Annotated in this window: 11 protein-coding genes and 2 pseudogenes; 3 read left to right on the plus strand and 10 right to left on the minus strand. The window is 39.4% G+C overall.

Annotated elements, in window-relative coordinates; all coding sequences use genetic code 11:
- Window positions 1–8: 8 nt before the first annotated feature.
- The 4 genes and pseudogenes from BCAMP_RS02405 to cyoE form a co-directional block, all read right to left on the minus strand.
- Window positions 9–458, minus strand: a pseudogene (locus BCAMP_RS02405) (YlbF family regulator).
- A gap of 41 nt (window positions 459–499) precedes the next feature.
- Window positions 500–1,360: a CAP domain-containing protein gene (locus BCAMP_RS02410; protein ID WP_051456816.1), complete on the minus strand. Its 861-nt coding sequence runs from the start codon at window positions 1,358–1,360 to the stop codon at window positions 500–502.
- A complete protein-coding gene (locus BCAMP_RS12375) occupies window positions 1,341–1,577 on the minus strand; it encodes a hypothetical protein (protein ID WP_051456817.1) in 237 nt (78 codons plus the stop codon). The genes BCAMP_RS02410 and BCAMP_RS12375 overlap by 20 nt, the downstream gene beginning before the upstream one ends.
- Window positions 1,578–1,914: 337 nt before the next feature.
- Window positions 1,915–2,820, minus strand: a complete 906-nt coding sequence (gene cyoE, locus BCAMP_RS02415; protein WP_035313365.1) for a heme o synthase — start codon at window positions 2,818–2,820, stop codon at window positions 1,915–1,917.
- Between the two features lie 200 nt (window positions 2,821–3,020).
- On the opposite strand from cyoE, the gene BCAMP_RS02420 reads away from it, so the two are divergent.
- Window positions 3,021–3,935: a COX15/CtaA family protein gene (locus tag BCAMP_RS02420; protein WP_035313367.1), complete on the plus strand. Its 915-nt coding sequence runs from the start codon at window positions 3,021–3,023 to the stop codon at window positions 3,933–3,935.
- A gap of 61 nt (window positions 3,936–3,996) precedes the next feature.
- On the opposite strand, the gene BCAMP_RS02425 is transcribed toward BCAMP_RS02420, so the two are convergent.
- The 4 genes from BCAMP_RS02425 to BCAMP_RS02435 all read right to left on the minus strand — a co-directional run bounded on the left by BCAMP_RS02425 (window position 3,997) and on the right by BCAMP_RS02435 (window position 9,195).
- Window positions 3,997–7,431, minus strand: coding sequence for a pyruvate carboxylase (locus BCAMP_RS02425; protein WP_035313369.1), 3,435 nt, complete (start codon window positions 7,429–7,431; stop codon window positions 3,997–3,999).
- A 228-nt stretch (window positions 7,432–7,659) separates the two neighbouring features.
- Window positions 7,660–8,058 carry an FtsW/RodA/SpoVE family cell cycle protein gene (locus BCAMP_RS12380; protein ID WP_051456818.1) on the minus strand — a complete coding sequence of 133 codons (399 nt, stop codon included), beginning with the start codon at window positions 8,056–8,058 and terminating at the stop codon, window positions 7,660–7,662.
- Window positions 8,000–8,824, minus strand: a complete 825-nt coding sequence (locus tag BCAMP_RS02430) for an FtsW/RodA/SpoVE family cell cycle protein (RefSeq protein ID WP_051456819.1) — start codon at window positions 8,822–8,824, stop codon at window positions 8,000–8,002. The genes BCAMP_RS12380 and BCAMP_RS02430 overlap by 59 nt, the downstream gene beginning before the upstream one ends.
- A 95-nt stretch (window positions 8,825–8,919) precedes the next feature.
- Window positions 8,920–9,195, minus strand: coding sequence for a YlaN family protein (locus BCAMP_RS02435; protein WP_156921108.1), 276 nt, complete (start codon window positions 9,193–9,195; stop codon window positions 8,920–8,922).
- A 170-nt stretch (window positions 9,196–9,365) separates the two neighbouring features.
- On the opposite strand from BCAMP_RS02435, the gene BCAMP_RS14965 reads away from it, so the two are divergent.
- Both BCAMP_RS14965 and BCAMP_RS14970 read left to right on the plus strand, forming a co-directional pair.
- Window positions 9,366–9,443 (plus strand): DUF2197 domain-containing protein, encoded by a 78-nt coding sequence (locus tag BCAMP_RS14965; RefSeq protein WP_408605176.1) that lies wholly within the window; start codon window positions 9,366–9,368, stop codon window positions 9,441–9,443.
- Window positions 9,409–9,570: a DUF2197 domain-containing protein gene (locus BCAMP_RS14970; RefSeq protein ID WP_198015679.1), complete on the plus strand. Its 162-nt coding sequence runs from the start codon at window positions 9,409–9,411 to the stop codon at window positions 9,568–9,570. Before BCAMP_RS14965 ends, BCAMP_RS14970 begins: the two co-directional genes overlap by 35 nt.
- Window positions 9,571–9,661: 91 nt before the next feature.
- On the opposite strand, the pseudogene typA reads toward BCAMP_RS14970, so the two are convergent.
- Window positions 9,662–11,489: pseudogene (gene typA / locus BCAMP_RS02440) on the minus strand (translational GTPase TypA).
- A gap of 146 nt (window positions 11,490–11,635) precedes the next feature.
- A complete protein-coding gene (locus BCAMP_RS02445; RefSeq protein WP_051456820.1) occupies window positions 11,636–12,424 on the minus strand; it encodes an inositol monophosphatase family protein in 789 nt (262 codons plus the stop codon).
- Window positions 12,425–12,595: the final 171 nt, after the last annotated feature.

Raw genomic sequence — 12,595 nt, forward strand, 5'->3', positions numbered from 1 at the left:
CCCTCCTCTTAACCTACTGAGCAACCACAGCCGCCTCCGGTACTACAGCCACCGCCATGACGACGTTTCCCTTCGAAAAACGGATTGCCCACAGGCACTTTTACTTGTTCTGATACACTTTCGCCGATGAGGATACCCACTTGGTCCAATAATGATTGTACGCCCATTTCGGCTTGACGAAAAGTCATGATGACTTCATCCATGTCTAACTCTCACTTCAATCGACGTGTTTCCCGGTTAATCTCTTTGTACTCGGGATGATAACGTCCAAATCGTTGCACTTCATCGAATCGCTCTTTCATTGTTGCAAAAGCTTTTATTTTTTCTTGCGTTACTGGTGTCGTCATTAATTGTCTTTTGGCAGAATGGTATTCTGACATCGCTTCTGATTGATTGATCATCTCAGCAAGTTCGTCTGCTAAATCAAGCACTTCAATCGTTTGATAGGTTGCAAACATCTAACCACCCTTTCTTATAATACTCTCTTAATTATACTGCTTTATGAAGGGTCTGTCACTTCCGCTACATAGCCAATGATTTGCGTTGTATAAAACTGAAAGCTTCCGACCCCCATAACGTTCGCATTCTCTAGCTCCAACGTTTGACGATGACTAGCTGAACTTAACCACGCGGCAAAGGTCGCGGCACCATCGACGTAATTAGCCGCAATATTTTCTTCAACTTCCTCAAATACGAGTTCAGAGACGGTCATCCGTTTTGCTAAATCACCCTTTGTAGCAGAATCATGGCTAAAAAATTCATTCTCGTGCATGTCCTTACTATGAGCACTTGCCGCCTGCCCAATTTTTTTGTTTTCAACTAACGTACTCAAGCCCCGTTTCGTCCGATAAATATTAGTTAAATCAACAATATCGCTGTTCATCCCTGCATTAATTTGACGCCATTTTTCATCAGATAATTTAGGTACCTCATAAAGTTCCCCTTCATAAACTGATTCATAAGGATGCAGTTTCACTAACGTATCGCTATCCATAAATGAGACTGCGAATAACTCACGTGCGTTCGAATCAATCGTCAACTGGGCATAGCGATTGGGTGCAAGTTTAATTAAAGGGCGCGTATAAAGGTCGTCTTCCGATAAACTCAATTGATATTTCCCATAGCTTGAATTAACAATGATTTCAGATTCCATCGCATAGCGATTCATGATTGTCTCAACTGGCATCCCAATTTCAAAGGGATTAATTTCTAGCTTATTACCGACTACATTGATTCGAACAACACGATCTGCTAATACACCAACCGTCATGTAACCTTGCACACCTTTGGTAAATACGTATTCCTCATATTCGTAAGCCGTTTGTTCCACCCGATCTGCCTTACCATATTTTTTTTTCAATCGTCGCGTAAGGCTTGCCAATATATTTTGCAATACTCTTATCTTCGTCGTATTTCAGTGCCGTTTCTTTCGAGGCTACTTTCATTTTCAAATCACCTTGTTTCGCATCATACGTTTGAAATAAGGCAGTACTTTTATCCTTTGTGTATAAAGGAGAAGTATAGGCAATTAACATAAAAAGCACGACTAACAATAACACTTTTAAAATACTTTTCATTTTTCCCCTCTCCATCAAAAAAGATATTAACAGTAACAACGAAACGTTACTGTTAATATCTTGAGACTGAAGATAAACGCTGTACTAGGTCGTTACGACTTGCTCGCTCGGGATTACGTACCATCAATACGCGCACCGTCACTCGCTCGTCGTTCCTACTATAACACCGTTTCTTTTCAGTCAAGTCATTTTGTACACAAAGTCACTGTAATAGCATTACAAAGAAAATGAAGTCTGTTTAGACTTTGTCTACATTCTGAGATATTAACAGTAACAACGAAACGTTACTGTTAATATCTTATCGTCTTTCTTGAATTCATGCAATCATCAACTGTGCTTACACAAAAGGTGCTAACACCATCATCGCCACAAATAAAATCATTAGATAGCTTAATGAGAAGAAAAACATTGATTTTGCCCATTGATCTGGATCGGCGGTTTTATAGCCGCGTAACCCGAGCACAAGCCACGCAATATTCATAATTGTCGCTAACACAACATAGATTATACCGAAATCAAACATGAAGAATGGTAACACGGTTAAAAAGCCCACCCAGAGAAGGATGCTTTTACGCCCTCGTTCTACACCTTTAACAACTGGCAGCATCGGAATACCTGCAGCTGCATAATCAGCACGACGACGGATGGCAATTGCATAAAAATGCGGTGGTTGCCAACAAAACATGAATAAAAAGAGCATGATTGCTGGTAATTCTAACGTTGGCGCAATTGCAAACCAACCAATTAGCGGTGGTACTGCACCTGAAAACGAACCGATAATCGTATTTGAAACAAGGTTTCGTTTCGCCCACATCGTGTAGACAACGTTATATAAAAACACACCTGCTAAACCAGTAATACCGGTCATCGGATTAATCATGAACAGCAACACTTCACCGACAACGGTTAAAGCAATAAAGGCTACAAGTGTCATTTTCGGACTAATTCGCCCCGTAATTGTCGGCCGTGTTTTTGTTCGCTCCATTTTTTTATCGATGTCACGATCGTAGTAATTGTTCCAACAGCCTGCTCCCGCAATAATCGCCGCCGTACCGATTACAAGCATAATAACGGTCACTATGTTTTGTAAAAAGGGTGTGTTCGTATATTGGAAAGCAATCCACATCCCTGCAAAGGCAGCAATCGTATTCGAATCAACGATGCCCATTTTTACAAGCCCCGTCAAATCATTGATTGTAACGCGTGACGTTGCTTTGTTTGTTTCAAGACTTTTTTCTGTCATATTATAAACCCCTTACCTTCTTTTTTCCTAAAAAAACTCTTATATCAATATACCATATTTCACATAATATACACCAACTAATTGTTTAGTCATATTTCAGACACATTTATTCAAATTGCCAAAATGACCTCTTGGGTGTTTAGCGATTATAAGGTAAAATTAGAAGTGATTGTATTAAAGAAAGTGGGGTTCTCTTACACATGACTAAGTTTTTAAAAATTCTCTCAATAGTAACAATCGTCTTAATGACTGTTGTGGTGTTCGGTGGTGCTCTCGTAACAAAAACAGGCTCCGCCGATGGCTGTGGCGCTACATGGCCCTTATGTAACGGACAACTCGTTAATTTAACCGATGTCACCATCGAAAAATTAATTGAAGTGTTCCACCGTCTTTCAACGGGACTAGCCTCTATTTTCGTGATTGCACTTGCCATTTTCTCATGGCGCTATATTAAAGGACGTGCCGAAACAAAGGTTATTGCCATTATTTCAGTTGTTTTTTTAGTTTTACAAGCAATCATGGGTGCGATGGCAGTCGTTTGGAGTCAAAATGCCGTTATTATGGCATTGCATTTCGGAATTTCAATCATCTCATACGCTTCCATCGTGATGCTTGCCTTGTTCATCTTTGAAATCGACCTTAAGTTCGATGCCAAGTCGGTTAAAATGACCAAGAAATTACGCTACAGTATTTATTACTTGTTGCTTTTTACGTACATCGCAATTTACACCGGCGCCTTAGTGCGGCACATGGATGCCAGCTTAGCGCTACCGTCCTTCATGTTTGAAGATGGTAAATTTGTCATGCCGACAACAACGCCACAATTCGTGCAGTTATTACATCGAGCAGCAGCCTTCGTCTTGGCGGTTTGGATTGCTTGGCTTGCTTGGTACACATCGAAGCACTACAGCCATTCCAAAGTATTACGTGGCTGTTCATCACTCCTTGTACTCCTCGTTGTAATTCAAATCATTTTAGGGATTGCTACTGTTGACTCAAACGTCAACCTCTACATTGCCTTAATGCATTCCTTAACCATCACGATTATCTTTGCCGTCTTGAGCTACTTAGCATTGATCGCATTCCGTAGTGGTCGACGTAGCAACAACAATTAATATGCCCTATCAAAAGAGCCTGTCCAACCGTTTGGTTGGACAGGCTCTTTTGACATTTCGGTTAATCTAATTCAATCAGCAAATCAGCGGTTTCAATTGCATCACCGACTCCGATGTACACTTGTTTAATCGTGCTATCGTATGGCGCTTGAATCGTTGTTTCCATCTTCATTGCTTCTGTCACTAAGATTGGTTGGCCTTTTTCGACCTTATCGCCTTTAGCGACTAATACTTGCAGAACGCTCCCTGGCATTGTCGCACCAACGTGACCACGAACAGATGGTTCGATTTTACGACGTGTCGCAATCGTACTCGTAACGTTATTATCTTTAATTGTTACCTCACGTGGTTGACCATTTAATTCAAAGTAGAAGACACGCGTACCATCTGGCATTGCTTGTGAAATCGAGTTCAATTTAATGTTCAACGATTTACCGCGTTGAATTTCAACTTCAATTTGTTCTCCTAAACGCATCCCTTTAAAGAAGGTTGGCGTATCTAGTTTTGTTAAATCACCAAATTGATCGACCATTTTTGTATACTCAACAAATACTTTTGGATACAGTACATACGAAATAATTTCTTGTTCAGACGGTTCATAACCAATTAAGGCTGCTAATTCAGCCTTCACATCGTCAAAGTTGATTGGATCAAGCAAGGTGCCTGGTCGTACTGTAATTGGTTCACGATCTTTTAAAATTACCAATTGTAGTTTTTCTGGGAACCCTTGGTAAGGTTGACCTAATTGTCCTTCGAAGAACGAAATAACTGACTCTGGGAAATCAAGTGTCAAACCTTTTTCGTAAATATTTTCTTCATCTAGTTCATTTTGCACCATGAACAATGCCATGTCGCCAACTACTTTAGAAGATGGTGTCACTTTAATAATATCGCCGAACAACACATTGACTTTCATGTACATCGTTTTAACTTCTTCCCAACGATCGCCTAAACCAACAGCGCGTGATTGTTGTTGTAAGTTAGAGTATTGTCCACCTGGCATTTCATGGTCGTAAACTTCTGTTTGCGGTGCGTTTAAGCCGTTTTCGAAATCAGTATAGTAACGACGGACATCTTCCCAATAACGGTTAATGGCTTGTGAATTTTCTGGATTTAAGTTTGGTGTCCGACTGCTATTTACCTGACCGTAGAACAATGTGGTCATGCTTGGTTGTGACGTAGAGCTTGACATTGCGCTCGTCGCAACATCAACAATATCAACGCCTGCACTGATGGCGGCAGCATATGTATAGTTCCCATTACCGCTCGAATCATGCGTATGCAAGTGAATTGGAACGTCAACTGTTTCCTTCAGTTCACTAATTAAGCGATAAGCTGCCTGTGGTTTCAAGATACCTGCCATGTCTTTAATCGCGATAATGTCTGTTCCGACTGACACAAGGTCCTTCGCTAAGTTTTTATAGTAATCAATGTTATATTTCGGACGGTTTTCATCTAAAATATCACCCGCATAACAAATCGTTGCTTCAACTAGTTTGTTAGCATCTTTGGTCGCTTCAATCGCTGTTTCCATATTGGGAATCCAGTTGAGACTATCGAAAATACGGAACACATCAATGCCGGCCTCAGCTGATTGTTTAACGAATTCGCGCACCACATTATCAGGGTAGTTTTTATAGCCCACTGCATTAGCGCCACGCAATAACATTTGGAACAATACGTTCGGTACTTGCTTACGCATTGTTTCCAATCGCTTCCAAGGGTTTTCATTTAAGAAACGGTAAGCGACATCAAACGTAGCCCCGCCCCACATTTCGTAAGAGAACATATTAGGTAATAAGCGTGCCATTGCCGGTGCAATCGCTGTAATGTCCTTAGAACGCACACGAGTCGCCAATAACGATTGATGTGCGTCACGCAACGTTGTATCTGTTAACAATACTTCTTCACGAGATTTAATCCAATCGACAACCGCTTGTGGTCCACCCTGTTCTAAAATTTGTTTTGTACCCGCTGGTGGCGGTGTCTGTAAATCAATTTTAGGATAGCGAACTGTATCAAATAATTCTTTTTCTTTATGATCAATCCCAGGGAAGCCGTTAACGGTTACGTTGCCAATGTAGCGTAATGTTTTGCTGCCACGGTCACGTAATTGTGGAAATTCAAACAGTTCTGGTGTCGTATCAATAAACGACGTATTGTAGTTCCCTGTAATAAAGTTTGGATGCTCAACAACATTTTTTAAGAAGAGGATATTCGTTTTAACACCACGGATACGGAACTCTCGTAAGTTACGTTCCATTTTACGAGCCGCTTGTTCTAACGTCATCCCCCATGTACACACTTTAACGAGCAATGAATCGTAGTAAGGCGTGATTTTGGTTCCTTGGAAACCACTACCCGCATCTAAACGTACACCAAAACCACCCGGTGAACGGTACGTATTAATGACACCTGTGTCTGGCATAAAGTTGTTTAACGGATCTTCAGTCGTCACACGACATTGAATCGCTGAACCATTAATGCGAATGTTTGCTTGTGTCGGTACGCCAACTTCAGAATCAAAAATATTATAGCCATCTGCCACATATAATTGCGTTTGAACAATATCAATCCCTGTGATTAATTCCGTAATTGTATGCTCAACCTGCACGCGCGGGTTAACTTCGATAAAGTAAAACCCTTCATCTGAAACTAAGAATTCAACTGTACCAGCATTGACGTAATCAACATTCTTCATTAATTTAACTGCTGCATCACAAATTTCAGCACGACGTTCATCGCTTAATGTCGCACATGGCGCAACTTCAACTACTTTTTGATGACGACGTTGTACGGAACAGTCACGTTCGAATAAATGCACAATGTTGCCATGATCATCACCAAAGATTTGCACTTCGATATGTTTTGGATTCAGGATACATTTTTCAACGTATAACTCATCGCTACCAAAAGCTGCCTTTGCCTCTGAAGCCGCCCGTTCATAGCCGTCCTTCACTTCTTTTTCATTATTAACGATACGCATTCCACGACCACCACCGCCAAGAGCGGCTTTAACCATAATCGGATAACCGACTTTTTCAGCAAATGCTTTTACTTCATCAAGTGATGAAACAGAACCATTCGTGCCTGGAATAACAGGAATACCTGCGAGTAACGCTTGTTCTTTCGCTTTAATTTTATCACCGAACATATTCAAATGTTTTGGCTGTGGTCCAACAAACTTAATACCTTCTTCTTCACAGCGTGTTACAAACTCTAGGTTTTCTGACAAAAAGCCGTAACCAGGGTGGATTGCATCTGCACCCACTTCTTTGGCAATTCGTAAAATATCTTCAATATCTAAATAAGCATCGATTGGTTTTTTACCTTCACCTACTAAATAGGATTCGTCTGCTTTGAAACGATGGAGTGATGCTGCATCCTCTTTCGAATATACCGCAACGGTTTTTATATTTAATTCATTACAAGCACGTAATATACGGATAGCAATTTCCCCTCGGTTTGCTACGAGAACTTTGTGAATGTTTTTCATAATTACCCTCCTAGTATGTTTGAAACTTATCTTTATATTATAGTATTACTTTAATGTAATTGTAAAATATTTTTTCGCTATCAATGCTAATACTTTCGGTTTTTTTTACATTCCAACCGTTATTCACTACAAAAATACGTGTATTCGTTATTTTTAAGCAAAAAAAAAACGAACATATTCTCGTATGAACAAGAATATATCCGTCAAAAGCAAGCGATGTTCTCATCGTTATAGCTCTAATCGTTTCCGTTTGTTTTTCATACTAATATTAGCGACAATCCCCAACGGAATTAAAATCGACAGCAGTGATGAACCCCCTGCACTAATAAACGGCAATGCGACCCCCGTTAACGGCATCAAACCTGTTGCACCACCGAGATTAACGGCTGACTGGATAAAAATCCAGCTCGCCATCCCATAGCAGATTAGGGTTGCAAAACCGTCTTCAGCTTCAGAACCAATCCGTAAACACCGAAAAATCAAATACCCCAGACCGAGAATAACGAAGGCGACCCCGATAAACCCTAATTCTTCGGCAATGACAGCAATAATAAAATCGGTGTGTGCCTCAGGTAAATAACCTAACTTTTGAACACTGTTGCCAAGCCCTTGTCCAAAAAAAACCACCCGAACCAATCGCATAGTATGAGTTAATCACTTGATGCCCCGTCGTATCTGAATACTTAAACGGATCAGAAAAACTAATTAACCGGTTGGCTCGATTTTTCCCGAGGACACTAATGAAAATGTGTGGCACATAGATTACGAGTGTAAAAACAACAGCCACTAACCCTAACAAGACGCCATATATATTAACCAACCTTCTCATATCAATACCCGAACCCGCGATGGTGAATAAGATAATACCTAAGTATAAAATTGACATACCGACATCAGGCTCTGCCCCCACCAATATTAAAAAGCCACTAAAAATATATAACGGTTTAATCAACTCTTGATTCGTTAACGCATAATCCTCATTTTTAGTACTGTATATTCGCGCAACATATAATACGAGCGCAATTTTACAAAATTCAGCAGGCTGAATCCCAAATAACCAACTTTTAGACCCATTAATATCTTCGGCAAAAATCAATACCATCAATAGTGAAAGCAAGGCAATTCCGACCATCCACATTGATATTTTCGCTTGCTTGAAAAAGCGATAATTAAAAAAGGCAAAGAAGAAAAAGACGAAAAAACCTAAACAAGCAAATTTTATTTGCTTCGCAAAAAAATAATAGGGCGATACGTCTTTTTCAATTGAGATTGTCAAACTTGAGCTATAAACCATGATACAACCAAAGATAACCAGGGCTGTAATGGCGATTAATAGGCCGTAATCAAACGATTTCATATTTCTTAAGAGTCTTGTTTTGACAGTATTAGCCATGATGTTTCTTCCAATCTGGTGATATCACAAATAAAAATAGAGCGTAGTACACTCTATTTTATCGTTTTTTTATTCGTTCAGTGAAGGGTCACCTGTTATTTTTTCAACGTTACCGATTCATGTAAGTTGGCCAATTGACGTTCAAGTGTCATCATGATTTCACGACCAACACTAGCTTCAATCAAACCAAGTCTGACTGCAAAATTAATTTCACGCGAAAGACCGTACATCTGTGTATCAAGTACCTCTTCATAGGCTGGACATTGTGGTAATGTTAAATTATCCATCTGCACCTTAATCAATTTCCAAATCCGGTTTGCATCTGTTTTTAATGCTTCATATGCTGCATGTTTCATTTCTTTTCCATTCATCATTCGCCACGTCCTTCACTTTTACTAAAGTTCCCTACGATCCTGTTATTTTAGTATAGCATGTTAAAAATAGTGGCGCAATTACTATCCCACTTTCACTCCTTCACGAACATCATTTTTTGAATTTTTGTCGGTTTTTGTTATACTATAAGTTATACGAGGTGATTTTAATGAAAGTAAAATGTATTTTATGTGATGGCAAACAAGAAATTAATGACCAAAGCATCGAAGCTAAAAAAAATTCGTAACCATCCACTGTATTTATATACTTGCCCCGCTTGCTCAAAACGTGTCACACAACAAACGTTAATTCGGATTAACTCAAAAAACTATGATCCGCATCGTCCTAAGAGCGAGTCGTTTTACCGTTTATAAAGCTGAACCACATCCATTTAAGGATGTGGTTTTTTGACACATAAAAACCCTTGAAGAATATTCTTCAAGGGTTTTTAAACGATTCGCTTATTTAGATTTTTTTTTGTGCTTTTTCGCGTTCGTTTTTGTTTAAGATTTTTTTTACGTAAACGGATTGATTCTGGAGTTACTTCACAGTACTCATCATCAGCTAAGAATTCTAATGATTCTTCAAGCGTTAATTTACGCGGTGTTTTGATAACGTTAGTTTGATCTTTGTTAGCAGAACGAACGTTAGTCATTTGTTTTTGGCGAACGATGTTAACAGTGATATCTCCGTCTCGAGCGTTTTGACCAACAACCATACCTTCATAAATTTCAGTACCTGGTTCTACGAAAATAGTCCCACGGTCTTCAACTTGCATGATACCGTAAGTCGTAGCTTTACCAGTTTCCATAGAAACAAGTGCACCAATACGACGTCCACCTACATAACCTTTTTGTACAGGTTGGTAGCTGTCATAAGTATGGTTGATGATACCATAACCACGAGTTAATGACATGAACTCAGTTGTGTAACCAATTAAACCTCGTGAAGGAACAAGGAATTGTAAACGAACTTGTCCGCTACCGTTGTTTTCCATGTTTTTCATTTCACCTTTACGAGAAGATAATGATTCAATTACGCCACCCATGTATTCTTCAGGAACGTCAACTTGAACATCTTCGTAAGGCTCACATTTTTTACCGTCGATTTCACGAACGATAACTTCTGCTTTAGAAACTTGTAATTCGAAACCTTCACGACGTAAGTTTTCGATAAGAATTGACAAGTGTAACTCTCCACGACCAGAAACGATCCATGCATCAGGTGTTTCAGTAGGTTCTACACGTAAAGAAACATCTGTTTGTAATTCAGATAATAAACGTTCTTCAATTTTACGTGAAGTAACGTATTTACCTTCACGACCAGCAAATGGTGAGTTGTTAGTAACAAACTTCATTTGAAGTGTTGGTTCATCAATACGAAGAACTGGTAAAGCATCTAATTGGTTTTGAGGAGTAACAGTTTCACCTACGAAAATGTCTTCCATACCAGAAACGGCAATTAAATCACCAGCTTTAGCTTCTTGAATTTCAACACGTTTAAGACCAAGGAAACCAAATAATTTAGTTACACGGAAGTTTTTAACTGTACCGTCTAATTTAATTAATGATACCGATTGTCCAACTGACATTGTTCCACGGAAAACACGTCCGATACCAATACGACCAACATAATCGTTGTAATCAAGTAAAGATACTTGGAATTGTAATGGTTCATCAGAGTTATCTTCAGGAGCAGGAATTGTATTAACGATTAAGTCAAATACAGGATCCATTGTTGATTCTTGATCAGCAGGATCAGAACTAATTGAGCTTGTTCCGTTAAGAGCTGATGTGTAAACAACTGGGAATTCTAATTGAGAATCATCTGCACCTAATTCGATGAATAATTCTAAAACTTCATCAACAACTTCTTCTGGACGTGCTGAAGGGCGGTCAATTTTGTTTACTACAACGATTGGTGTTAATTTTTGCTCAAGCGCTTTTTTCAATACGAAGCGCGTTTGTGGCATTGTTCCTTCGTAAGCATCAACGATTAAACAAACACCATCTACCATTTTCATGATACGTTCAACTTCACCACCGAAATCGGCATGTCCAGGTGTATCCATGATGTTGATATGAGTCCCTTTATAGTTGATTGCTGTGTTTTTAGCTAAGATTGTGATACCACGCTCTTTTTCGATAGCGTTGCTATCCATTGCGCGTTCTTCCACTTGTTCGTGGTCGTTATAAGTACCTGATTGTTTTAATAATTCATCGACGATAGTTGTTTTACCATGATCGACATGGGCGATAATTGCAACGTTTCTTAAATCTGTACGTTTTGTCATTTTTTTCCGTTCACTCCTACTTCTATTCGATTCTATACTCTTGCCAAAAGTGGCATTTTATAGTCTTTATATAGCACTTTAAAAAAAATCTTTTTACACAATTAAAAATTATAGCACAAGTTAAGTCATTTGACTAATATGTTTTTTTAATTTTTCATAATAAAATCATGTAAAAGTGTCTCATGCACTTGTTCAGAGGCAATCAACAGTGAACCTGACTTTAACACATTTATTTCAGTGCCGTCAATCCGACTGATTTTCAAGCCCAGTTCATTGGCCATGATAAACCCGGCAGCAATATCCCAAGGCATCAAGTGTCGTGATAGATAGGCATCCGCTCGGCCCGTAATAACTGCGGCCATTTCGAGTGATGCCACACCGTAGAGACGAACACTTCGTGCTTGAGCCCCTGCTGTGGCCAAACCAAGATAGTTAGCAGCAATAATACCAAAATTCATAATTAAGGTGCTCTCTGCTAACGAAGGATTGGGTCGTCGTCGTTCGACCTGAACACCATCAACAAATACACCTTCACCAACCTTACAACTATACAACGTTCGACGCTCAACATCAAATATATACGCCAGTTGGCCGACACCATCCTCAAAAATAGCCAGTGAAATGGCATAATCAGCCTGTTGTTGGATAAAATTTAATGTCCCATCAATGGGATCAAGAATCCAAGTCACACCGCTAAATGTTTGGTGCTTATGGGTTGGGTCTTCTTCTGCCACCAACTGATGGGTCGGATAAAATGTCGCTAGCTTGTCCGCAAAAAAAACTTCAATTTGTTGATCAACAGTCGTTACCAAGTCAGTCGGACCGGTTTTTTGTGACACCTGATAACGTGCCATTTTAAGTTCTGTTTGAATTAAATCGGCGGCTTCATTAAGCCATTGGCGCACGGAACGATCGATTTCAAGTTGTTCAATCATCGTGTCACCTCCTCCTTTTTATTTTACCATAAACGCGATTTGCGAAACATATCACATTGTGATTAAACTAAAACACTTGCGATAACACTTTTAGGACGGACCGTGCTATCATTTTTTGCCAAATCAGCTATAATAGAAAGGACAGAAAGCTTTATATAAGGAGGAACAACA

It is taken from the genome of Brochothrix campestris FSL F6-1037 (genome assembly GCF_000525915.1).
GTDB lineage: Bacteria > Bacillota > Bacilli > Lactobacillales > Listeriaceae > Brochothrix > Brochothrix campestris.